This window comes from Janthinobacterium sp. SUN118 (genome assembly GCF_030397695.1).
Lineage (GTDB): Bacteria > Pseudomonadota > Gammaproteobacteria > Burkholderiales > Burkholderiaceae_D > Janthinobacterium.
This window is the reverse complement of sequence record NZ_JAPUBV010000001.1, coordinates 2,706,087-2,726,765: the sequence shown is the minus strand read 5'-3', so window position 1 is coordinate 2,726,765 and position 20,679 is coordinate 2,706,087. Positions and strand designations below refer to the sequence as shown.

Annotated in this window: 24 protein-coding genes; 13 read left to right on the top strand and 11 right to left on the bottom strand. The window is 66.2% G+C overall.

Going from position 1 to position 20,679, the window contains the following annotated elements:
- The first annotated feature begins 84 nt into the window (after positions 1 to 84).
- A complete protein-coding gene (locus O0880_RS12335) occupies positions 85 to 657 on the top strand; it encodes a type 1 glutamine amidotransferase family protein (protein ID WP_289886704.1) in 573 nt (190 codons plus the stop codon).
- 18 nt (positions 658 to 675) lie between these two features.
- On the opposite strand, the gene O0880_RS12330 is transcribed toward O0880_RS12335, so the two are convergent.
- The 3 genes from O0880_RS12330 to O0880_RS12320 form a co-directional block, all read right to left on the bottom strand.
- Positions 676 to 2,151 (bottom strand): serine hydrolase, encoded by a 1,476-nt coding sequence (locus tag O0880_RS12330; RefSeq protein WP_289886703.1) that lies wholly within the window; start codon positions 2,149 to 2,151, stop codon positions 676 to 678.
- Between the two features lie 95 nt (positions 2,152 to 2,246).
- The gene (locus O0880_RS12325; protein WP_232251266.1) at positions 2,247 to 2,567 is read right to left on the bottom strand and encodes a hypothetical protein; all 321 of its coding nucleotides are present in this window, start codon (positions 2,565 to 2,567) and stop codon (positions 2,247 to 2,249) included.
- 14 nt (positions 2,568 to 2,581) lie between these two features.
- Positions 2,582 to 2,962, bottom strand: a complete 381-nt coding sequence (locus tag O0880_RS12320) for a hypothetical protein (RefSeq protein WP_289886702.1) — start codon at positions 2,960 to 2,962, stop codon at positions 2,582 to 2,584.
- Positions 2,963 to 3,099: 137 nt separating this feature from the next.
- Between O0880_RS12320 and O0880_RS12315 the strand changes: the two genes are divergently transcribed.
- On the top strand, positions 3,100 to 3,348 hold the full coding sequence (locus O0880_RS12315; RefSeq protein WP_010398340.1) for a DUF3297 family protein: 249 nt from the start codon (positions 3,100 to 3,102) through the stop codon (positions 3,346 to 3,348).
- 77 nt (positions 3,349 to 3,425) lie between these two features.
- Here the strand turns inward: O0880_RS12315 and O0880_RS12310 are convergent, their stop codons facing one another.
- The 7 genes from O0880_RS12310 to O0880_RS12280 all read right to left on the bottom strand — a co-directional run bounded on the left by O0880_RS12310 (position 3,426) and on the right by O0880_RS12280 (position 10,884).
- Positions 3,426 to 4,310 carry a DNA-binding domain-containing protein gene (locus tag O0880_RS12310; protein ID WP_289886699.1) on the bottom strand — a complete coding sequence of 295 codons (885 nt, stop codon included), beginning with the start codon at positions 4,308 to 4,310 and terminating at the stop codon, positions 3,426 to 3,428.
- Positions 4,303 to 5,232 (bottom strand): DUF692 domain-containing protein, encoded by a 930-nt coding sequence (locus tag O0880_RS12305; protein WP_289886698.1) that lies wholly within the window; start codon positions 5,230 to 5,232, stop codon positions 4,303 to 4,305. The genes O0880_RS12310 and O0880_RS12305 overlap by 8 nt, the downstream gene beginning before the upstream one ends.
- Positions 5,232 to 7,244 carry a ferritin-like domain-containing protein gene (locus tag O0880_RS12300; RefSeq protein WP_289886697.1) on the bottom strand — a complete coding sequence of 671 codons (2,013 nt, stop codon included), beginning with the start codon at positions 7,242 to 7,244 and terminating at the stop codon, positions 5,232 to 5,234. Before O0880_RS12300 ends, O0880_RS12305 begins: the two co-directional genes overlap by 1 nt.
- A 295-nt stretch (positions 7,245 to 7,539) precedes the next feature.
- On the bottom strand, positions 7,540 to 8,193 hold the full coding sequence (locus O0880_RS12295) for a hypothetical protein (protein ID WP_289886696.1): 654 nt from the start codon (positions 8,191 to 8,193) through the stop codon (positions 7,540 to 7,542).
- Entirely contained in the window at positions 8,190 to 9,050 is an 861-nt protein-coding gene (locus tag O0880_RS12290) for a hypothetical protein (protein ID WP_289886695.1), read from the bottom strand. Before O0880_RS12290 ends, O0880_RS12295 begins: the two co-directional genes overlap by 4 nt.
- Positions 9,051 to 9,131: 81 nt before the next feature.
- Complete coding sequence (locus tag O0880_RS12285) at positions 9,132 to 9,950, bottom strand: glutaminyl-peptide cyclotransferase (protein WP_071323595.1); 819 nt, start codon at positions 9,948 to 9,950, stop codon at positions 9,132 to 9,134.
- A gap of 25 nt (positions 9,951 to 9,975) precedes the next feature.
- The gene (locus tag O0880_RS12280; protein ID WP_289886694.1) at positions 9,976 to 10,884 is read right to left on the bottom strand and encodes a LysR family transcriptional regulator; all 909 of its coding nucleotides are present in this window, start codon (positions 10,882 to 10,884) and stop codon (positions 9,976 to 9,978) included.
- A gap of 103 nt (positions 10,885 to 10,987) precedes the next feature.
- Here O0880_RS12280 and O0880_RS12275 point away from each other — a divergent pair, with 103 nt between their 5' ends.
- Together O0880_RS12275 and O0880_RS12270 are read left to right on the top strand one after the other, a co-directional pair.
- On the top strand, positions 10,988 to 11,446 hold the full coding sequence (locus tag O0880_RS12275) for a CidA/LrgA family protein (protein WP_289886693.1): 459 nt from the start codon (positions 10,988 to 10,990) through the stop codon (positions 11,444 to 11,446).
- Positions 11,443 to 12,132: an LrgB family protein gene (locus O0880_RS12270; RefSeq protein WP_289886692.1), complete on the top strand. Its 690-nt coding sequence runs from the start codon at positions 11,443 to 11,445 to the stop codon at positions 12,130 to 12,132. The genes O0880_RS12275 and O0880_RS12270 overlap by 4 nt, the downstream gene beginning before the upstream one ends.
- Here the strand turns inward: O0880_RS12270 and O0880_RS12265 are convergent.
- A complete protein-coding gene (locus O0880_RS12265) occupies positions 12,129 to 12,812 on the bottom strand; it encodes a TetR family transcriptional regulator (protein WP_289886691.1) in 684 nt (227 codons plus the stop codon). The two genes, O0880_RS12270 and O0880_RS12265, sit on opposite strands and share 4 nt — an antisense overlap.
- Before the next feature lie 101 nt (positions 12,813 to 12,913).
- Here O0880_RS12265 and O0880_RS12260 point away from each other — a divergent pair, with 101 nt between their 5' ends.
- From O0880_RS12260 to O0880_RS12220, 9 genes are all read left to right on the top strand, one after another.
- Positions 12,914 to 14,047 carry an NAD(P)/FAD-dependent oxidoreductase gene (locus O0880_RS12260; RefSeq protein WP_289886690.1) on the top strand — a complete coding sequence of 378 codons (1,134 nt, stop codon included), beginning with the start codon at positions 12,914 to 12,916 and terminating at the stop codon, positions 14,045 to 14,047.
- 74 nt (positions 14,048 to 14,121) lie between these two features.
- Positions 14,122 to 15,213, top strand: a complete 1,092-nt coding sequence (gene mnmH, locus O0880_RS12255; RefSeq protein WP_289886689.1) for a tRNA 2-selenouridine(34) synthase MnmH — start codon at positions 14,122 to 14,124, stop codon at positions 15,211 to 15,213.
- Positions 15,214 to 15,258: 45 nt separating this feature from the next.
- Positions 15,259 to 16,314, top strand: a complete 1,056-nt coding sequence (gene selD / locus O0880_RS12250; RefSeq protein ID WP_289886688.1) for a selenide, water dikinase SelD — start codon at positions 15,259 to 15,261, stop codon at positions 16,312 to 16,314.
- A gap of 26 nt (positions 16,315 to 16,340) precedes the next feature.
- The gene (locus tag O0880_RS12245; protein WP_071323588.1) at positions 16,341 to 17,207 is read left to right on the top strand and encodes a putative selenate ABC transporter substrate-binding protein; all 867 of its coding nucleotides are present in this window, start codon (positions 16,341 to 16,343) and stop codon (positions 17,205 to 17,207) included.
- 126 nt (positions 17,208 to 17,333) lie between these two features.
- Complete coding sequence (locus O0880_RS12240; protein ID WP_289886687.1) at positions 17,334 to 18,146, top strand: ATP-binding cassette domain-containing protein; 813 nt, start codon at positions 17,334 to 17,336, stop codon at positions 18,144 to 18,146.
- Positions 18,140 to 18,976, top strand: a complete 837-nt coding sequence (locus O0880_RS12235) for an ABC transporter permease (protein ID WP_289886686.1) — start codon at positions 18,140 to 18,142, stop codon at positions 18,974 to 18,976. Before O0880_RS12240 ends, O0880_RS12235 begins: the two co-directional genes overlap by 7 nt.
- Positions 18,973 to 19,773: a phosphonate ABC transporter, permease protein PhnE gene (phnE, locus tag O0880_RS12230; protein WP_289886685.1), complete on the top strand. Its 801-nt coding sequence runs from the start codon at positions 18,973 to 18,975 to the stop codon at positions 19,771 to 19,773. The genes O0880_RS12235 and phnE overlap by 4 nt, the downstream gene beginning before the upstream one ends.
- A 28-nt stretch (positions 19,774 to 19,801) precedes the next feature.
- Positions 19,802 to 20,167 carry a hypothetical protein gene (locus O0880_RS12225; protein WP_289886684.1) on the top strand — a complete coding sequence of 122 codons (366 nt, stop codon included), beginning with the start codon at positions 19,802 to 19,804 and terminating at the stop codon, positions 20,165 to 20,167.
- On the top strand, positions 20,164 to 20,679 hold the full coding sequence (locus O0880_RS12220) for an N-acetyltransferase (RefSeq protein WP_289886683.1): 516 nt from the start codon (positions 20,164 to 20,166) through the stop codon (positions 20,677 to 20,679). Before O0880_RS12225 ends, O0880_RS12220 begins: the two co-directional genes overlap by 4 nt.

Here is a 20,679-nt window from a genome sequence, read left to right as displayed (position 1 = left end):
TGTCAGTGTCTTTTATTATGATTTCGCCACCAACGGGCCAGCCGGCCCGTACCATGCCGACACCACCTGAGACAGGATCTTGCAATGACACGCGCCATCACCATCCTTACCGAAAACTTCGCCGACTGGGAAACCGCCCTGATCAACTCCACGGCGCGCCTGTACTACGGCTTCTATACCCAGTTTGCCACGCCGGGCGGCCATGCCGTCACCTCGTCGGGCGGCATGCTGGTCACGCCCCAGCTGGCGCTGGAAGCCATTTCACTCGAGGAACTGGACTTGCTCATCGTTTGCGGCGGCAGCAGCTGGCAGACGCCGCAGGCACCCGAGCTGGGCGCCCTGCTGCGCGCCGCGCGCGACAAAAACATCGTGCTGGCCGGCATTTGCGACGGCACCCGCGTGCTGGCGCAAGCTGGCGTGCTCGACAACGTGCGCCACACTTCCAATTCCGCCGAGAACCTGACGGCCGTCGGCTATGCGGGCGCCGCCCTGTACCAGGACGTGCCGTGGGCCGTGGCCGACCAGCGCATCATCACGGCGCCGGGCACGGCGCCCGTCACCTTCACGGCGCAAATCCTGCGCACCCTGGGCATAGACGACGACAACCTGCAAGCCTACCTGGCCATGCACGGGGCCGAACACGGCAAGCAGGGCTGACGCCCCCGACCCGCGCGGCTAGTTGGCGGCCAGGCTTTTCAGGCGCGCCACGGCGTGCGCATTGCCCGCATCGAGTTCCAGCGAGCGGCGGTAGTGCGCGATGGCTGGCGCCGTGGCGCCGTCCGCCTCGAATGCTTCGGCCAGGCTGTCGTGGCCATTCGCGCTGTCCGGATACAGCTGGACGCCCAGTTGCAGCACGGCCACGGCCTGCTTCGGCTGCTGGCGGGCCAGCAGGCGGTAGCCCCAGGCATTCAAGTCGTCTTCCGGCGGATTCGGCAAGGCGTGCTGTTGCCGGATGGCCGACAGCTTCTGCCCGAGGTCCGCATACGCGCCATTGCCCAGGCCTTGCCGCAACAGGTGCGCGGCATAGGCGCCGCCGCTCTGCTGGCGCAGTGCCGGGATGTAAAAGCCGGCCACGCTGTCGATCAGCTGTTCCGGCTGGCCGCCGGCCAGGTTGCTCAGGATAATGATGGCCAGGCCATCGTCCGGATATACATAGAATGCCGAGCGGGCGCCGCCGATGCCGGCCACGGCGCGGTGGCTGTCGCGGCGGATGGTGGGCCAGCCCAGCGCCCACGGCGCCGGCTTGCCATCGCTGAAAGTGGTCGGCTGCCACAGCCGCTCCACGCTGGCGGGCGCCAGCAGGCGCCCCGACTGCAGCGCGATGAGCCAGTTGGCCAGTTCGCCCGCCGTGCTGTTGATGCCGGCGCCGGCCCGCATGAAGACGGGGAAATCCTCGATGACGTTGCGGTACCCCTTGCCGCCCCGGGCCAGCACATAGGAACTGGCCTTGTTGGCGACCACGTCCTTCGCATCGCCAAAGCCGCTGTGCCGCATGCCGGCCACGTCGAACTGGTGGCGCTGGACGAAGTCGACGAAGGGCTGGCCGCCCTGGCGCTCGATCAATTGCGCCAGCAGCACATAATTGCTCTGGTTATAGCGGTAGCGCGTGCCCGGCTGGAAATCCATCGGCAGCGCCTGCACGGCTGTCCACGCCGCATCGGCATCGTCCGGCTGCGGTCCCACCAGCTTGCCGCTGCGCTGATCGAGCACGTCGGGCAAGCCCGATGTATGGTTGAGCAGCTGCGTCACCGTCACGGCTTGCCACGCAGGGGGCAAGTGCGGCAGGTAGCTGCCGATCGGCGCGGCGAGGTCGATCTTGCCCTGCTGCACCAGCTGCATCACGGCCACGCCCGCAAACGCCTTCGTGGCCGAATTGATGGAAAACAGGCTGGCGTCCGTCACCGGCACCTGGTACTGCAAGCTGGCCACGCCAAAATTGCGCGCCAGGACAACCTTGCCCCGCTGTATGACCGCCAGTTGCAGCCCGGGAATCTGGCGTTCCTGCATTTCGCTGCGCAGGAAGGCGGCGATATCGTGTTCCGTGCGGGCGGACTGCTGCTGGCTGGACGGCGCAGCCTTGGCTGCCATGGCGCCAACAGGGACGGCGGCGAGCGCCATGACGAAGATGGCGGCGGGGAAACGTACGGGCATGGTGGTTCTTTCTCGAGGACGAAGGTAAAGAAACGGACCGCGCAGCATCACATACCTATTTACCAACGTCAACGAGAATCTTGCTACTTAGAAACCTATACTTCCAGCCACACATCCTCGTACCCTTCCCGGTCGAGGATGAACTTGGCGCCGCTGGGCAAGGCCAGGTAATCGAGCACTTGCGGCAGCATCTCGTGCAAGTGTTCCGCATGCAGGGGCTGGTAAAAGTCCAGGGCGTCGTCGTGCTCGCCGCAATGGATGAACCAGCTGATGGTGCCATTCTCGGGCAACGCGACGCGCGTGCCGTAGATGGGCGACTGCGCCAGGCTGCCGATGGCCAGGGCCACCATGGGTTCGGGCGCCTGCGCCGGCAAATCAAATTTATCGCAGATGCGCTGCTGTCTTTCGCTGACCATGTCGTTCATTTCTATCAAGAACCGATGTATTTATAAGATAACTGCAAGGCGCCATCGTGGCCGGACACTTCCAGGTGCAGGACCGCTTCGTCCGGCTTGCCGTCGGCAAGCAGCAGGCATTCCATGCCCAGCGGGCCGGCATCTGTGGCATACACATCGACGGGCGGACGCCCGCCCCTGCCCGCCATGAAGGCATCTGCCTGGGGCGCCAGGGACAGGCGCTGGCGCGGCGCAAAATAACCGTCCACCATGTCGACGATTTCCCCGGCCAGCGCGGGCGACATGGCCCAGCCGTCCTGCAGCGCAACGGGATCGCGCCGGTCGAGCGCCTGCACGAAGGCCTCGGCCAGCGCATATGCCTGCCGCCGCAGGCTGTCGCTTACTGCCATTTCCATATGCTGACTCCTCTCGCTAGGGCAGGCGCCATTATAGTGCGCGGCAGGCGGCGGCGTCCCGCCTGGCGTGACGCCGCGGCGGGCGGGCATGCGAAACCCCGTTGTCTGGATTGGCATTCTGGGCGATAATTGCGGCCATGAACGATACCACCACCTTACCCCCATTGCCCGATCGCCTGTCGATCGACCCTAGCAGCCCTTACCACGTTGCAGCCGTGTTCGAAAACGACGTCGGCATCCGCTTCAACGACAAGGAGCGCCTTGACGTGGAAGAATATTGCATCAGCGAACGCTGGATCAAGGTCGCTTCCACCAAGTCCCTCGATCGCCGCGGCCGTCCGCTGCAGATCAAGCTGAAGGGCAAAGTCGAAGCGTTTTACCGCTAATTTACCGCTAAGCACCGCACTCCCATCGAGGCCGATATTTATCGGCCTTTTTTGCGCCTGCCGCGCGCGCCTCCTGCTCAGGCGTCACACGCGATCAGGCCGGCCGCGGCCGCCATTGGCAGCCACAACATGGCGTCCGCTAGCACCTCGTCCTGTGGCCTGCCGCTGGCCACGGCGGCCCGCCGGGCGCACTGCGCAAGCGACGCGCCGTCCGCCAGCGCCTGCAGCCAGTACCATTGCCATGGCTGCACCGCATGCATGACAATTCGATAATGCAGGCGGCTTATCGCGACAAACCCGGGCGCCGCCGCAGGCTCGGGCGGCGCCTCGCCTTCTGGCGCCACCTGCAACTGTTCCCAGAAGGCACAAACGGGAAACGTCACGGCCAGCAGCCGCGTGCACGGCGCCACGCGCCACGCTTGCGCCCCTCCCAGCAGCAACTCCAGTCCCGGCGGCAGTAGCGGCTGGGGCTGATTTTCCAGTCCCGGCGCCCGCGCCGCCTCGCTGCGCGCCCGCTCCAGCTGCGCCAGTTCAATGGGGAAACGCAGCGCTTCGGCGCGCGCGCCGGCGCCAGACTGGGTGGCGGCGAGGAAGCCGGCAAAGCCGGCGCCCAGGTCATGCAAGGTCGTGGACGTGGACGGGTGGCGCCAGATATAGGCGCGGGCAAAGAAATCGAACAGTTCCTCGCCCATCACCTTGCGCAAGACGGGATAGTCGGCTTGCAGGCATTCGAGCAGGCGCTGCACATAGCCGTCGGCATGGATGCGCAGCCGCGCCACGCCCTGTTCGCCGCCCTTGAGCACGTGCCCCGGCGCCAGGCCGTGGCGCTGCTGCGCCAGTGCCACGCCGCGCGCCGCCCCGCCCGGCGCCGTCATGGCCGTCAGGAACCAGGCTTGCAATTGCGCCAGCGGCACCGGCGGCGGCTCGGCCGCGGACAGGGCAAGGACCACTGGTTCAGGCATGGATGGCCTCCAGGTGAAAGCCCAGCGGCGTCGAGGTGGCGCCGCCCGTGGGGGCCGCCATGGCGTCCTGCGCGAACACGCCCCGTTCGGCCGCGCGCGCCTTGTCCAGTTCGGCCAGCAGCTGCGGATACGGCGGAATCTTCGCATCCCACTCCAGCAAGGCCGACACGCCGCCCGTCAACTGCTGCGCCAGCGCATACAGGCGCCAGACGGCGGCCGGCACGGGCGCGTCGTGCGTGTCGACCAGCACGTCGCCGCAATCGGTGGGCCCGGCCAGGTGCAGCTGCACGATGCGGTCGTGCGGCAACTGGCGGATATAGGCCGCCGCGTCAAAGCCATGGTTATGCGCGGACACGTGGACATTGTTGACGTCAAGCAAGAGCCCGCACCCCGTGTCCTCGGCCAGGCGCCCCAGGAATTCCCATTCCGGCATGCTGGAGCGGGAAAATTCCACATAGGTGCTGGGGTTTTCCAGGATCAATGGCCGTCCGAGGAATTCCTGCACCTGGCGCACGCGCGCGGCCACATGGCGCAGGCTGGCGTCATCGAGCGGCAGCGGCAGCAAGTCGTGGCTGTTGAGGGTGGCGGCGCCCGTCCAGCACAGGTGATCGGAAATCCACGCGGGCCGGACCTCGGCCGCCAGCTGGCGCAGCTGGCGCAGATACGCGAGGTCCAGGGGCGCGCTGCTGCCGATCGACAGCGACACGCCATGCATGACGATGGGCACCTGCGCCGCCACGCGCTCGAGCACATGGCGCGCATAGCCGTGGTTGTCGATGAAGTTCTCGCTGATGATCTCGAACCAGTCCACCTGCGGCCCGTGGCGCAGGATGTGCTCATAGTGCTGCGGCCGCAGCCCCACGCCCAGACCCAGGTTCGGCAGGCCCAGGCGCGGTGGCGCGCCGGTCGTGGCGGCCGGCATCAGGTCGACGGCGGCAAGGCCAGGCGCAGGTCGGTGGGCGCCGGCGCCGCGCCCACGGGCGTGCCGCGCGCCGCCATCACCTTGCCGTAGGCTTCCCAGGCCTTGTCATAGACATTGTCGCCCAGCGAAAACGTCAGGGTCTGCTGCAGCGGCTGGGGGTGGTGGTCGGGCGCGGGACCGAAATCGTACAGCACCATGGTGGCGGACTCGGGCGGTTGCGTCTTGGTGGTGTTCGGATACAGCTGCGAGGCCGAGATCGGCACGGCGCAGCCGCCGAATGTCGCGCATTTGTTGTCGCTGGGCGCGCTATAGATTTGCTTGCCTGGCGGAACCGGCTTGGGCGTGCCGCACAGATTGCCCGCTGCCGCGACGGCTTTCACCGAATGGCCGCAGGACGAGCCGCCCGTGTCCGGCTGGGCAAAGCCGCAACCGCCCTGCGCATGGCAGCCATTGGAGCCGCGGCAGGTATGGTAGACGGCCAGCGCGGCGCAGGTGGACGACGCCTCGCCTGCCAGGTGCATGCCCTGGCAGGCGTGGTACAGCACGCCCTTCTCGGCCACCGGCACGCCCGTCGCCAGGTTCGGCGCCTGGCCCAGCACGGCCCAGCAGATGGCCATGCGGTCGCCCGCGCCCACCATCGACGGGTAAGGGAACTCCGTGCCTTGCTTTTGCCAGTAGGTGTCGAGCACCGACGTGATGCCATAGATGGCGCCCGTCGCCACCGTGCTCAGCATCTTCAAGGTGCCGGCCGTGTCCTTCAGGCGGTTGAGCGCGCCCGCCACGTCGCCCGGCGCGGGAATATTCTTCGGCGCCGTTGCCTTGTGATAGCGCTCGTTGGTCAGCATGGCTTCGTCCCAGCGGTGGCCCTCCTTGTGCCACTGGGCCCAGGTTTTCACGGGCAGCATCTCCTTCACCTGGCCAAAGCGCTCGTAATGGTCGAACGGCGCGCTGTCGTGGCGCGCGGCCGCATCGCGCGATGCCGCCTCCTTGCCATCGTTCGAGTACGAGGGGTAATCGACTTTCAGGGCCGCCAGGTCTTCGCGGTAGTCGGGCTGCACGGCCATCAGCCGCACGGCCGCGTCGCGCCGGTAGCGCTTGATGGCCGTCTCGCTGCCCTCGCCCTGGTCGGTGATGGCCGCCATCATGTCGATGGCCTTGTTGAACGAGCCGGTCAGGCCGCCATCCTGCTCTTGCGGACCGAAACAGGTGTCGAAACGGGGAAACTCGGCCTGTTCATGCCCATCGACCTTCTTGTTGAACATGTCTTGCTGCACGGAGCCGTTGACGAACAGCTTTTGCCACAGCGCCTCGCCGTCCGTGTATTCGATGCTGATATAGCGCGCATAGCACTCGTACATATAGCCGATGGTGCCGAACAGGGGCAGGTCGTGCACATGCTTGCCCGGCGTCCAGCCGGCCAGCGGCACGTCGGGGAAGTATTTCGTGTGATCCTGGCGGTCGAACGCGCGCAACTGTTCGCGCGCCTGTTCTTCCGGCTGCTCGATGGCAAGGAACAGGTCGCACTGGTTGCCGTTCAATTCCTCGAGGTTGACACGCACATGGCGGTAGCCGGACGTGTCCTGCAAGTCGACGATGTGCGGAATCACCGTGCAGTCCTTGCCATAGCAGGTCCAGCCATGCTCCTGCGATTGCAGTTCCGAGCCCGTGAAGCACGGCGCCGCGCCGATGGCCGTGGCCAGGTTGGCGGCCATCTGCAGGTGCAGCATCTCCTGGATGAAGACGCTGAAGATGATGTTGAAGGCTTTCTGTTCCGCCAGTTCTGGTCGCGCCGTGGTGCCCATGCCCGGCCATTGGCGGCCTTCGTAATAGGTGATGCCCTGCGAATTGATCTGGTGCGTGCCCTGGATCGAATACATGGTAGCCATGTACAGGGGAATGGTGAACAGCTCGACGCTGACGGCCGCCTGGGCAATGGCGCGCACGGCCGCCGTGTCGGTGGCCAGCATGTCGAGTGGGCGGTTGGTAATGGCGGCTTGCGTACTTCCTAACACGGGCATTTTCATTCTGGTCTCTCCACGGGATGAGGCGTTTCGGATGTCAGGCCGTCGCCGCGCCATGCAAGGTGCGCTGAAAACGGCAAGAATATAATACGCTTAGGAAAGATGTTTTTGCGGCAAGAGTTGCATGCCGATGCGGGAATTGATCTGCGTCAATTTCCAGCCAGGCTAGCCTGGCAAAAGGCGGGGTTTATGCGCAATTCGATGACAATTGGAGAGATTGCCGGCCAGGCGCACGTGTATAAGCGCCGCGCCGGCAAGCGCCGGCGCGTGGCTTGCATGATGATAGTCAGGCGGCTGGCGGCGGCTGGAAGGCGCAGAAGCCCGGATACTGGTCGCGGCTGTCGCACACTTTCAGGCAACCCTTGCCATCCTTGAAGGTGGCGCTGACGCTGATCGGAAAACCATAGCGTGGCGTGATGGCCTTGAAGGCGGATGGACAGCTTTTTTCATTGCTGAAACGGAAAGTGATTTCCTCGCGGCGATCCTTGCGCGCAAAGCTCAGCATGAAGGTTTCATTGCTGTTCCACTGCGCCTTGCCCGGCACGCGGAAGCGGTAGCGCTGGCCGCCCTGCTGCGATGCATCGACTTGCTGGCCGAAGACGCGGCTGCTGGCCGTGGCCGTCTCGACCTTGGCAACCGGATACACGACGGCAAAGATGTAGGTGCCGGCAAAACCCTGGTCGAAGCCGAGGCCCTTCTGGTAGAACGGCACGACGATGTGCGGCGCCCCCGAGTACTCGAGGCTGCCGTCGGCGCGGGCCGAGCTGCGCGACGTCAGCTTGTAGTCGGGCGCCTGTTCGAAGGCGACGTCCAGTTCCAGCAACGCCTGCTGCCTGTCGATGTCTTGCGCCAGATAATCCCTGGGAAACATTTCGCCATGCACGCAGCCGGCCAGCAAGCCCGCGGCAAGGCAGGCGCCGAGGAGGTGATGGATTTTCATGGCTGTGCTCCTTGTGCGGCGACAGGCGTGGTCGTCAAGCCCAGGCCCGTCACCTGCCAGCCGTGCTGGCCCTGTTTCCATTGAAATTGCTCGCCAAACCAGGCCAGTTCCAGTTCGCGCCGGATGCGGTTCGAATCCGTGCGGCCCTTGCCCGCCTTGATGGCGACGTGCGCCTGCTCGGAGGCCTTGTCCGACAACGGTTTCAGCCAGCGCTGGTAGGTATCCGGCGGCAAGGCCAGGGCGCCGGCGATGCCGTCGTCGCGCGTGGCAACGATGATCTTCACCTTGGTCAGCGCATTCGACAGGTAGGCGGCGCGCTGCCTGTCGGGCGAGACGGACACCAGCATGGCATTCGGATAATCGCCGGTGACGACGCCCTGCACGTCAAACCACAGCAGCTCGCCCGTGCGCGTATCGAGCGCGCGTCCGTCGCGGGCAAACAGCAGCAGGCTGTCGCGCCCCCGCTGCGGCACACCCCATTCCGGGTCGCGCTCCGTGCGCACCATGCTGTCGCGCTGCAGGGGGCTGACGGGACGCATCAGCGGTTCGCCGTTCTGCACGCCGATGAGGATGGTGCCCTGGCCCGTATAACCCTTGGTAAACGCCAGCAGCATGGGCTGGCCTTCGCGCGTGGCCGGCAGGGGCCGCACTTCCACCACTTCGCGCGCGCCGCCTGGCCAATAGCCCTGCTTGCGGAAAGTCAAGGTGACGAGCGGGTCGTGGCGGTCGTTGGTGACGACGAAGTCGCCATATTGTTTGCTCACCGGCACGTACGGCGTTTGCGCCTGCACGGCGGGCAGGATGACGGCGGCCAGGACGGCGGCGACCGTCAGGCGGCATAAAGGTAGGGACAGCATGGCATCCTGTAAAGGTCGCACCGGGCGAAGGATGAACATCATAAACGATTCATCCCCAGCAACACTGTCCCGCAGGAAACATCAATGGCGCTGGATCTCGATCAGCTCGATCTCGAACAGCTTCGGCCACAATTTCCCCGTGACAAACAGGCGCTTGCCGCGCGCATCCCAGGCGATGCCATTGAGCACGGCGTCGGGATTGGCCGTGCCCCGCTGTTCGGGCGGCAGCAGGCCCGTCAGGTCGATCCAGCCCACCACCTTGCCGCTGGCCGGGTCGATGCGGGCGATCACGTCGGCGCCCCACACATTGGCGAACAGCTCGCCATTGACCATTTCCAGCTCGTTCAGGCGCTCGATGGGACGGCCTTCGGCCTTCACCTCGACACGGCGCACCTCGGCCAGGGTCTTCGGATTCAGCACGCGGATGGCGGACGTGCCGTCGCTCATGTAAACGGCCTTGCCGTCGCTGGCCAGGCCCCAGCCTTCGCCCTTGTAGCTGAAAGTGCGCTTCAGCTGGAAGGTTTTCTGGTCGAACACATAGCCGGTCTGCGAGGTCCACGTCAGGCCGAGGATCTCGTCGCCCACGGCCGTGATGCCTTCACCGAACACGTTCTTGTCCAGCATGGCCCGCTGCAGCACCCTGCCCGTCGCCAGGTCCACCTTGCGCAACGACGACTGGCCATTCTGGCCCGTGCTTTCATACAGGTGGCCATCCTTGAACAGCAGGCCCTGCGTGAAGGCGCGCGGATCGTGCGGATAGCTATTCTTGACGAAGTAGCCATAAACGGGAATGGCGGCCTGGGCATGGCCCATCTCGCTCATCAGGCCCACAGTGCACAGCAATCCCAGCAGCAATGAGCCTGCCGTGCGCTTGAGTTTGGCGTTACCGATGTTCTTCATGTGTTTGGCGGTGGTTGGCGAGCGCCTATTGTAATCGCCCGGGCGGCGCCATGTGCGCCCTGACGAGATCGAGCCAGGCGCGCGCGGCGAACGACAGCCGGCCGCCGCGGCGCCAGGCCAGCATCAAATTCCACTCCACGGGCGGGCCGTCGAGCGGGATGACGGCAAAATGCGCGGCGTCGAGCGTGTCGCAATACATCTTCGGCAGCAGGCAGACGCCCACGCCCAGGCGCACCAGCGAGGCGATGAAATCCCACTGGCCGCTGCGGCCGGCGATGCGCGGCACGAAACCGGCGCGCTGGCAGGCGTCGAGCACGATGTCGTTCAGGGCGAACGAGGCGCCGTAGAACACGAAGGGACTGCCGGCCAGCTCGGCCAGGGCCACCGAGGCGCGGCCGCGCCAGGCGCTGTCGGCCGGTGCCAGCAGGCACAGGGGCGAGCGCACGAGGGGCAATGCGTCGAAATCCTGCCAGGTGGCCGCATTGCCCGGGTAGTCGAGCATGGTGCCCAGCTCCACCGTGCCCGTGCGCAAGTCGCGCTCGATGGCTTGCGTGCCGCTTTCATACATCTTCAGCTCGATGCCCGGATAGCGCTGGTGGTATTCGGCCAGCCACGGCGCCAGCGTGGAATGGGTCTGCGGCGACACGCCCACGCGCAGCTCGCCCCGCTCCATCTGCTGCAGGTCGCGCAATTCCACCTTCAGTTCCGCATGCAGGGCCAGCAGCTCATGCGCGCGCGACAGCACCACCTGGCCCGCATCCGTCAGGGTAAAGCGCTTGCCGGCGCGGTCCAGCAGGGCCAGGTCCAGCGACTGTTCGAGCTGCTGGATCATCTTGCTGACGGTGGGCTGCGTCACGTGCAGCCGGGCGGCCGCGCGCGTAAAACTGTTCTGCTCGACCACTTCGACGAAGTAGCGCAGGGAGCGGATATCCATAATGCATTCCAATATCGAATGATGATCATGAGTTTAAGTCATTTTATCTTTTGATGTGCAATCCCTACAATGAAAACTTCCCCCTGCAACTTGAAAGCCCGCCGTGAAAGCCGTCCCCCATCCTGTCGCCGCCCTGCCCTCCATGCCCGCCTGGCGCCAGCCGGCGCAGACGCTGTGGCAAGTGGGCGTGCTGATCGCCGCCTGGTGGCTGGCCGACCAGGCCGCCGCCGCCCTGCACTTGCCGTTTTCCGGCGGCGTCGTCGGCCTGTTCGTGCTGGTAGCCCTGCTGCTGGCGGGCTGGGTGCGGCCGGCCGCCATCGAACTGGGCGCCAACTGGCTGCTGGCCAACATGCTGCTGTTCTTCATCCCGCTGGTGGTATCGGTGGTGCAATTTACGCAGCTGTTGAAGTCACAGGGCTTGATGCTGTTCGTGAACATCGGCCTGGGCTTTGCCTGCGTGATGCTGGCCACGGCCCTGACCGTGGAATGGGTGTGCCGCTATGAACGCCGGCTGCGCCTGCAAACACTGCGGCGCCAGCGCAATGCCAGGGCAGCAGCATGAGCACCCTCGTCTTGTCCCTGCTTTTTTTGCTGCTGACCCTGGTGCTGTTCTATGCCAACCAGGCCGTGCACAAGCGCCACCCGCACTTCCTGCTGACGCCGGCCATCTGCACCTCGGCCATCCTGATCGTCATCGTGCAGGCGACGGCGACGCCGTTCTCCACGTACTTCGGCGAGACGCGCTGGCTGCCGTGGCTGCTGGGGCCTGCCACCGTGGCGTTCGCGCTGCCCATCTTCCAGGAGCGCAAACTGATCCGCAAGCACTGGCTGGCCTTGTCGCTGGGTAGCTGCGCCGGCATCGTGGCATCGGTCGCCGCCACCCTGCTGCTGGACCGCTTGCTGGGCGTGCACGGCGACATGGCGCGCAGCCTGCTGGCGCGTTCCGTGTCGACGCCGTTCGCGCTGGAAGCGTCGCGCCACATGGGCGGCTCGGCCCAGCTGACGGGCATCTTTGTCGTGATGACGGGCCTGTTTGGATTGATGCTGGGTAAACCGCTGCTGAAACTGCTGCCCCTGCGCATGCGCATCGCCCGCGGCGCCCCGTATGGCGCGGCCGCGCACGGCTTCGGCCTGTCCGTGGCGCGCCGCGTGGGCACGGAAGAAGGCGCCGTGGCCAGCCTGACGATGATTTTTTCCGGCGTCGTGACGGTCTTGCTGGCGCCGCTGCTGGGACGCCTGCTGGGCTAGCGGCCCGCCTGCAGCGCCTGCAAGCCATGCACGATCAGGTCGATGCCCGCCAAAAAATCCTCGCGGTCGTCGTGCGTGCGCAGCTGCCCCGCCACCTTGCGGGCAAATGGAAACGCCTGCGCATCGAGGCGCGACCACGCGGCTGATAGGCTGTCGAGGAAATGAGACCTGTCCAGGCCGTTGGCGCGGCCGATGGCGGCGTTGGCCGCATTCTGCCCGCTCACGCCCAGCAGATAATTGAGCAGCGTGCAGGCGGCCAGCCATTGCCGCTCTGCCGGCACGCCCAGCGCGTCCACTTGCCGGCCCAGGCGCTCGAGGATGCGCACGGTGGGCAACTGGCCCGGCGCGCGCGCCAGCGCCGAGCCCAGCCACGGATGTGCATCCATCGCCTCGAACACGGCCAGCGCCACGGCCCGGATGCAGGCTGGCGGCGTGGCGCCCGGCAAGACAGCCTCCATGGCGCGCATGACGACGCTGTCGCTGGCCGCCGTGAACAGCTCGTCCTTGTTGGCAATGTGCCAGTAAATCGCGCCCGCGCCCGTGGCCAGGCGCGCGGCCAGGGCGCGGAATGTCAGGCCGCTCTCGCCGGCCGTGTCCAGCAGGCTGATGGCGGCGTCGATGATGGTGTCGCGCGTCAGCGAGGCGTCGCGCCGTGGTGGTTGCGTTACATTTTTCAGCATCGCTTATCTTGACACAGATGATGCGATGCCGCAAAATTCTTGTGGAACGCCGTTCCATTCATATGGTTGAACGCTACCGCCCCTCCCCTTAAGGAATCCCCATGCATCCACACATCACCATCATCGGCGCGGGCCTGGGCGGGCTGATGCTCGCCCGCGTGCTGCATGTCCACGGCATCGCCGCCACCATCCATGAAGCGGATGCGTCGCCGCAGGCGCGCGGCCAGGGCGGCATGCTCGACATTCATGAAGAGAATGGCCAGCGCGCACTGAGGGCGGCCGGCCTGTACGACGCGTTCCGCGCCATCATCCACGCGGGCGGCGAAGCGAGCCGGGTGCTGGACATGCATGGCACGGTCTTGCTCGACGAGGGCGACGATGGCACGGGCGGGCGTCCGGAAGTGCCGCGCGGCGCGCTGCGCCGCATCCTGCTCGACTCGCTGCCGGCCGGCACCGTGCGCTGGGGCCACAGGCTTGCGGCCGCCACCGCGCTGGGCGGAGGCAGGCACCGGCTGACCTTTGCCGATGGCGCGACGGCAACAACCGACCTGCTGGTGGGCGCGGACGGCGCCTGGTCCCGGGTCCGCCCCCTGCTGTCCGGCGCGCAGCCCGTGTACTCGGGCGTCTCCTTCATTGAAACATATCTGCTCGATAGCGACCGCCAGCACCGGGCCAGCGCGCAAGCCGTGGGCGCCGGCGCCCTGTTTGCCTTGGCGCCCGGCAAGGGCATCCAGGCCCACCGCGAGCCCGATGGCGTGCTGCATACCTATGTGGCCTTGCAGAAACCGGAGGCATGGCTGGCCGGCATCGACTTTGGCGATCCCGCGGCCGCCCGCGCCCGCGTCGCCGCGGAATTTGCCGGCTGGGCGCCGGCGCTGACGGCGCTGATCACGGATGGCGAGACGCCGCCCGTGCCCCGTCCCGTGCATACCTTGCCGCCCGACCATGCCTGGCGGCGCGTGCCGGGCGTGACCTTGCTGGGCGACGCGGCCCACCTGATGGCGCCCGCCGGCGAAGGCGCCAACCTCGCCATGCTCGACGGCGCCGAGCTGGCGCAGGCGCTGGCGGCCCATCCCGGCGACGTGGAAGCGGCCCTGCAAGCGTATGAAACGGCGCTGTTTGCGCGCAGCAGCGCGGCGGCGGCGGAGTCCGGGCGCGTCTTCAGCCTGTGTTTTGGCGAGGACGCGCCGCACAGCCTGCTCAATTTCTTTGCGGAGCAGCAAGAACCAGGCTAGGCGGCGCAAACACCGACGGCACGGGCGTTTATCGGGGATAATATGCGTTTCCCCTTGCCAGCGCCCTCGCCACGATGAAATACCCCGCAGTCCTGCCTTTCAGCGATATCCTGCCCCGCCTGACCGAATTCGATGCCATCATCGACGTGCGCAGCCCGTCCGAGTTCGCGGAAGACCACTTGCCGGGCGCGATCAACCTGCCCGTGCTGGACGACGAACAGCGCGTGCGCGTGGGTACCCTGTACAAGCAGACGAGCGCCTTCGAAGCGAAGAAACTGGGCGCAGCGCTGATCGCGCAGAATATCGCGCGGCATATCGAAAACGGCTTCCTCGGCCATCCGCAACAGTGGAAGCCGCTCGTGTATTGCTGGCGCGGCGGCAACCGCAGCGGCGCCATGGTGCATATCCTGGCGCGCATCGGCTGGCCCGTGACCCAGCTCGACGGTGGCTACAAGGAATACCGGCGCCACGTAAACGCCGAGCTGGCCACCCTGCCCGAGCGTTTCGATTTCATCAACGTGCTGTGCGGCCCCACGGGCAGCGGCAAGAGCCGCTTGCTGCAGGTGCTGGACCGCCAGGGCGCGCAAGTGATCGACCTGGAAGACCTGGCCGCCCACCGCGGCTCCGTGCTGGGCGGCTTGCCGGAAGAAGAGCAGCCATCGCAAAAGGCGTTTGAAAGCGCGCTGTGGCAGCAGTTGCGCCATTTCGACCCGGCACTCCCCGTGTTCATCGAATCCGAAAGCAAGAAAGTGGGCCGCTTGCGCGTGCCCGACGCGCTGATGGAAAAGATGCGCGCGGCCGCCTGCACCGACGTGCGGCTCGATATCGGCGAGCGCGTGCGCCTGCTGATGGACGATTACGCGCATTTCGTCGGCGACCCGGCGCGCCTGAACGTGCAGCTGGCCCTGTTGACGCAGCTGCATGGCCGCGAGAAAATCGCCCATTGGCAGCAACTGGCGACGGCGGGCCGCATGGCCGAGCTGGTGGAGGAATTGCTGGTCCAGCATTACGACCCCGTGTACCGGCAATCGATCGCGCGCAATTTCAGCCGCTACGCGCAGGCGACGCCGCTGGTCTTGCCCGATATTTCAGAACATGCCTTTGAGCAAGCCGCGCGCGCATTATGTGCTATCGTCGGCGAACAACGTACCGCCAGCGCCGCGTGATGCCTGGCTTGCCATCTAATTACTTATTTCAGCAGGATGAAGACCATGTCCGATAGCGTTCCAAGCCCCATCCGATTGACCGAATTTGCCCATGGCGGCGGCTGCGGCTGCAAAATTGCGCCAGGCGTGCTGGCCGACATCCTGAAAGGCAGCGGCGGCTTCCCCCTGCCGAAGGAATTGCTGGTCGGCATAGAAACCTCGGACGACGCGGCCGTCTACCAGCTCAACGACGAGCAGGCGCTGATCGCCACGACGGATTTCTTCATGCCCATCGTCGACGACCCGTTCGACTTCGGCCGCATCGCCGCCACCAACGCCATTTCCGACGTCTACGCCATGGGCGGCACGCCCATCATGGCATTGGCCCTGGTCGGCATGCCGATCAACAAGCTGCCGGTGGAAACCATCGGCCTGATATTAAAAGGCGGCGAAACCATCTGCGCCCAGGCCGGCATCCCCATCGCGGGCGGCCACACCATCGATTCCGTCGAGCCGATCTACGGCCTCGTCGTGCTGGGCCTCGTGCACCCCTCGCAGGTGAAGCGCAACGCGGGCGCGCGCGCCGGCGACAAGCTGGTGCTGGGCAAGCCGATCGGCGTGGGCATCCTGTCGGCCGCGCTGAAGAAGAATGCGCTCGACGCGGGCGGCTATGCCTCGCTGATCGACAACACCACCAAATTGAATACCCCGGGCAAGAAGCTGGCCCTGCTGGACGGCGTGCATGCACTGACGGACGTGACGGGCTTCGGCTTGCTTGGCCACTCGCTGGAACTGGCGCGCGGCGCCAAATTGCAGGCGCGCATCGCCATGCGCGACGTGCCGCTGCTGCCGCAAGTGCAGCAACTGGCGCAAAACGGCAACATCACGGGCGCCTCGGGCCGCAACTGGCAAGGTTATGGCGCGCAGGTGCAGCTCGACGATGGCCTCAGCGCCATCGACAAGGCCATCCTGACGGATCCGCAGACGGCCGGTCCCCTGCTGGTGGCATGCGCGCCGGAAGCCGTCGAACAGGTGCTGGCGATTTTCCGTGCCGAAGGTTTTGCCGAGGCAACCGTGATCGGCGAGATGCAGGAAGGCAACATCGGGGTTTCCGTATTTTAATGAATATTTTTTGCAAAGGCAGTCCCATGACCACGTTCTCTAAATTCCCCGCCATCCTGGCCACCGTCGCCGCCACCCTGGCCATCCACAGCGGCCTGGCGCAGGCGCAGCAAGTGCTGCGCGTGTCCGCCATTCCCGACGAAGCGCCGACGGAATTGCAGCGCAAGTTCAAGCCGCTGGGCAGCTACCTGGAGAAAAAGCTGGGCATGAAGGTGGAATTTACGCCCGTGACCGACTACGCGGCGTCCGTGGAAGGCTTGATCAATAACAAGCTCGACATGGTCTGGTTCGGCGGCTTCACCTTCGTGCAGGCGAACGTGCGCAGCGGCGGCAAGATCGTGCCGCTGGTGCAGCGCGAGGAAGACACGAAGTTCCGCTCCGTGTTCGTGACCACCAGCAAGGACATCAACCAGTTGTCCGACCTGAAGGGCAAGAATTTCACGTTCGGCTCGGAATCGTCGACGTCCGGTCATTTGATGCCGCGCTACTACTTGCTGGCCGCCAAGATCAACCCGGATACGGACATGAAGCGCATCGCGTTCTCGGGCGCGCATGACGCCACCGTGGCGGCCGTGGCCGGCGGCAAGGTCGATGCGGGCACCCTGAACATCTCCGTGTGGGAAAAGCTGGTGGAAGCGAAAAAGGTCGACCCGGCCAAGGTGCGCGTGTTCTACACGACGCCCGGCTACTACGACTACAACTGGAGCGTGCGCGCCGACATGAATCCCGTCGTGCGCAAGAAGCTGACGGACGCCTTCCTGGCGCTGGACCCGTCCACGCCTGAAGGCAAGGAAATCCTCGAACTGCAGCGCGCCACCCGGTTCATCCCGACCAAGGCCGAGAACTACAAGGATATCGAAGCGGCCGCGCGCGATGCGAAGCTGTTGAAGTAACTGCTGAAACCTGTCGGATCACGTCCTGCGGACTGATCCGACCTGCGCTGCTATTGCATGGCGCAGGTCGGATTAGCGGCCCAGCCGCGTAATCCGACACCCCCCCTCCCCAAGACCGAACATCGCATGACATTCCAACTTCACAAGGTCAGCGTCCACCACGCGGGCGCCGCCGGCAATGCGCTGGCCCTGCTCGAGCTTAGCCTGGACGTGGCGCCGGGTGAACAGATCGCCCTGATCGGCCCTTCCGGCGCCGGCAAGACCAGCCTGCTGCACACGCTGGCCTGCGCGCTGCGTCCCGCAGCGGGCACCTTGAATATACTTGGCAGCGCGCCGTGGGAAATCGGCAGCGCGCAGCGCCACGCCCTGCGCGCGCGCCTGTTCCTGGCGCCGCAGACGCCGCCGCTGCCGCCGCGCCAGCGCGTCGTCAACGCCGTGCTGGCGGGCCGGCTGCCGCAATGGAGCTTGTGGACGGCCATCCGTTCGCTGCTGGCGCCCGTCGACCCGCGCGCCGCCTGGGTCGCGCTGGGCAAGTTCAACCTGCAGGACAAGCTGTATGCGCGCGTCGACCGCCTGTCCGGCGGCGAACGCCAGCGCTGCGGCATGGCCCGCGCGCTCGTCTCGAACGCCGAGGTCTTCCTCGTCGACGAGCCGCTGTCCGCGCTCGACCCCACGCTGGCCCTGCAGACGATCGCCGTGCTGCAGGCGGAAGCGCAAGCGCGTCATGCCACGCTGATCTGCAGCCTGCACCAGGTGGAAATCGCGCGCGCCTGCTTCCCGCGCATCATCGCCTTGCGCGACGGCAAGGTGGTGTTCGATGCGGCCAGCGCCGACGTCAGCGACGCCATGATCGAAGCGCTGTACCGCAACCAGGCCGACCCCGCGCCCGCATTCGAGGCCGTGGAAGCGCGGCTGGACGCCGCGAGGCCCCTTTGCTGAAGGCCGCCGACGCCGCCCTGCCGCGCGACCCCGCCTGGCGCGGTCGCCTGAGCGCCGCCGCCATCGTGCTGCTCGTGCTGTGGCCGATGCTGGTGCAGGCCGAATTCAAGCCGTGGATCCTGTTCGACGCGCAAAGCCTGGAAGCGACGTGGAATTTCATCGCCAGCTTCGTGCCGCCCGCGCACTCGCTGGAATTCCTGCACCTGGTGGCTGTGTCCAGCTGGGAAACCATCGCCATGGCGACGGCCGGCATGGCACTGGCCATGCTGGGCGCCATCCCCTTGACCTTATTGGTGACGGAACGGCTGTCGATTTCGCGCATCGGTTCCGGCCACGTGTCGCCGCCGGCCGCCGCCCTGCGCCACGGCGTGCGCGCCGTGCTGGTGCTGCTGCGCAGCGTGCCAGAACTGGTGTGGGCATTGCTCTTGGTGCGCATCGTCGGCCTGGGGCCGACGGCAGGCGTGATCGCCATCGCCCTCACCTATTGCGGCATGCTGGGCAAGGTCTACGCGGAAATCCTCGAATCGTCGGATGCCGCCGCCTGCAACGCCCTGCTGCACAACGGCAGCGGCAGGCTGAAGGCCCTGCTGTACGGCGCCCTGCCCGAGTCGGCCGCCGAACTCGTGTCGTACACGATCTACCGCTGGGAATGCGCGATCCGCGGTTCCGTCGTCATGGGCTTCGTCGGCGCCGGCGGCCTGGGCCAGCGCATGGATGAATCGATGAAGATGATGGCGGGCAATGAACTGGCCACCATGCTGATGGTATTCGTGCTGCTGGTGGCGGGCGCCGACGCCGTCTCCGCCATGCTGCGCCGGAGGCTGGCATGAAGAACGACACGTCCATGCTGCCTGTTTCCACGCCCGTGCGCTGGTCGACCTGGGCCTTGCTGGCCGGCTTGTTGCTGCTCGTCATTGCCAGCTTCGCCACCCTGCCCCTGAAATGGGGCGAGTTCTTCAGCGCGGACGCGCTGCGCACGACGGCCGACTTCCTGCACGGCTTCGCCCCGCCCGAGCTGGCCGGCGCCTTCCTCGTGAAAGTGGGCGTGGCCACTTTCGAAACCCTGGCCATGTCGGCCATCGGCACGGTGATTGCCGCCGTGCTCGGTGCACTGCTGGCCCTGCCTGCCAGCGGCCGCTTCGGCAATGTGGCGCGCAACGCGACACGGGGCGTCCTGAATGTGCTGCGCTCGATTCCCGAACTCGTGTGGGCCTCGATCCTGCTGATCGCCGCCGGCCTGGGCCCGTTCGCCGGCACCCTGGCGCTGGCCCTGCACACGGTGGGCGTGCTGGGACGTCTGTTTGCCGACGCCTTCGAGAATTGCCCGCCGCTGCCGGCCGCCACCCTGCGCATCAACGGGGCGCGCCCGGCCGTGGCCTTCCTGTACGCCACCCTGCCCCAGTGCGGGCCGCAGATGATGTCCTACACCCTGTATCGCTGGGAAAACAATATCCGCGCCGCCGCCATCCTCGGCGTCGTCGGCGCGGGCGGCCTGGGGCAGATGCTGAAGTACCATCTGTCGCTGTTCCAGATGCAGAGCGCCGCCACCGTCATCATCGCCATGCTGCTGATGGTGGCGGCCGTCGATGGCCTCAGCTATGTGCTGCGCCGGGCCATGACGCGCTGAAGCACTTATTTATTACAGGGAATCATTTATGTCAGGCTGGTGGACCATCATTTCGACAGACACGCCGCAACGCATGGCCGATATGACGAAAGTCAACAAGGAAGCGTTCCTGGCCACGTGGGAAGCGGGCCTGTTCGGCGCCGACTGGATCGCGCAACTGTGTGCACAAGGCAAGGCGACCCAGCTGTCGTCGAACGGCTTTCCCAACCGCTACACGGCGCTGGCGGGCGACATCCTGCCCCTGCTGGAAAACGGCATCGCCGTCGCGCAGGATGGCGTTTTTCCCCGCGACCAGCCCACGGGCTGGCCCGGCTGCATCACCGTCCACGGGGACCGCATCGCCGCCTGCGCGCCAGGCCAGCTCCTGACCATTGAAGTGTGGGACCAGTCATGAGGAACAGTACATTGATCATACGCAAGGAAACCGCGGCCGACATCGGGGCCATCGACCAGCTGACGCGCGATGCTTTCCTGCACGCCGCGCACACGGACCACACGGAACAGTTCATCGTGAAAGCCTTGCGCGACGCGGGCGCCCTGAGCGTCTCGCTGGTGGCCGAACAGGACGGAGAACTGATCGGCCACGCGGCCGCCTCGCCCGTCGCCATCGGCGACGGCGCGCCGCACTGGTTTGGCCTGGGGCCCGTTTCAGTGGCCCCCAGCCATCAGCAGCAAGGGGTGGGCAGCGAGCTCATCAAGCAGTTGCTGGACGACTTGCGCCAGCGGGGCGCGGCGGGCTGCGTGGTGCTGGGCGAGCCTGCCTACTACGGGCGCTTCGGCTTCCAGGCACACGGCGCGCTGGTGTTGCCGGGCGTGCCGGCCGAATATTTCCAGGCGCTGGCTTTCGATTCGGCGCTGCCATCGGGGAATGTCGCCTATCATCCGGCCTTCGATGCCAAGAGCTGA

What these genes read in the sequence shown, in the direction of transcription:
- O0880_RS12320 (WP_289886702.1), bottom strand. Translation starts at nt 2,962, where the DNA reads ATGGAAATGGCAGTAAGCGACAGCCTGCGGCGGCAGGCATATGCGCTG.
- O0880_RS12245 (WP_071323588.1), top strand. Translation starts at nt 16,341, where the DNA reads ATGACCACGTTCTCTAAATTCCCCGCCATCCTGGCCACCGTCGCCGCC.
- O0880_RS12220 (WP_289886683.1), top strand. Translation starts at nt 20,164, where the DNA reads ATGAGGAACAGTACATTGATCATACGCAAGGAAACCGCGGCCGACATC.
- phnE (WP_289886685.1), top strand. Translation starts at nt 18,973, where the DNA reads ATGAAGAACGACACGTCCATGCTGCCTGTTTCCACGCCCGTGCGCTGG.
- O0880_RS12285 (WP_071323595.1), bottom strand. Translation starts at nt 9,950, where the DNA reads ATGAAGAACATCGGTAACGCCAAACTCAAGCGCACGGCAGGCTCATTG.
- O0880_RS12310 (WP_289886699.1), bottom strand. Translation starts at nt 4,310, where the DNA reads ATGCCTGAACCAGTGGTCCTTGCCCTGTCCGCGGCCGAGCCGCCGCCG.
- O0880_RS12330 (WP_289886703.1), bottom strand. Translation starts at nt 2,151, where the DNA reads ATGCCCGTACGTTTCCCCGCCGCCATCTTCGTCATGGCGCTCGCCGCC.
- O0880_RS12270 (WP_289886692.1), top strand. Translation starts at nt 11,443, where the DNA reads ATGAGCACCCTCGTCTTGTCCCTGCTTTTTTTGCTGCTGACCCTGGTG.
- O0880_RS12335 (WP_289886704.1), top strand. Translation starts at nt 85, where the DNA reads ATGACACGCGCCATCACCATCCTTACCGAAAACTTCGCCGACTGGGAA.
- O0880_RS12240 (WP_289886687.1), top strand. Translation starts at nt 17,334, where the DNA reads ATGACATTCCAACTTCACAAGGTCAGCGTCCACCACGCGGGCGCCGCC.
- O0880_RS12280 (WP_289886694.1), bottom strand. Translation starts at nt 10,884, where the DNA reads ATGGATATCCGCTCCCTGCGCTACTTCGTCGAAGTGGTCGAGCAGAAC.
- mnmH (WP_289886689.1), top strand. Translation starts at nt 14,122, where the DNA reads ATGAAATACCCCGCAGTCCTGCCTTTCAGCGATATCCTGCCCCGCCTG.
- O0880_RS12265 (WP_289886691.1), bottom strand. Translation starts at nt 12,812, where the DNA reads ATGCTGAAAAATGTAACGCAACCACCACGGCGCGACGCCTCGCTGACG.
- O0880_RS12295 (WP_289886696.1), bottom strand. Translation starts at nt 8,193, where the DNA reads ATGAAAATCCATCACCTCCTCGGCGCCTGCCTTGCCGCGGGCTTGCTG.
- O0880_RS12325 (WP_232251266.1), bottom strand. Translation starts at nt 2,567, where the DNA reads ATGGTCAGCGAAAGACAGCAGCGCATCTGCGATAAATTTGATTTGCCG.
- O0880_RS12305 (WP_289886698.1), bottom strand. Translation starts at nt 5,232, where the DNA reads ATGCCGGCCGCCACGACCGGCGCGCCACCGCGCCTGGGCCTGCCGAAC.
- selD (WP_289886688.1), top strand. Translation starts at nt 15,259, where the DNA reads ATGTCCGATAGCGTTCCAAGCCCCATCCGATTGACCGAATTTGCCCAT.
- O0880_RS12290 (WP_289886695.1), bottom strand. Translation starts at nt 9,050, where the DNA reads ATGCTGTCCCTACCTTTATGCCGCCTGACGGTCGCCGCCGTCCTGGCC.
- O0880_RS12225 (WP_289886684.1), top strand. Translation starts at nt 19,802, where the DNA reads ATGTCAGGCTGGTGGACCATCATTTCGACAGACACGCCGCAACGCATG.
- O0880_RS12260 (WP_289886690.1), top strand. Translation starts at nt 12,914, where the DNA reads ATGCATCCACACATCACCATCATCGGCGCGGGCCTGGGCGGGCTGATG.
- O0880_RS12315 (WP_010398340.1), top strand. Translation starts at nt 3,100, where the DNA reads ATGAACGATACCACCACCTTACCCCCATTGCCCGATCGCCTGTCGATC.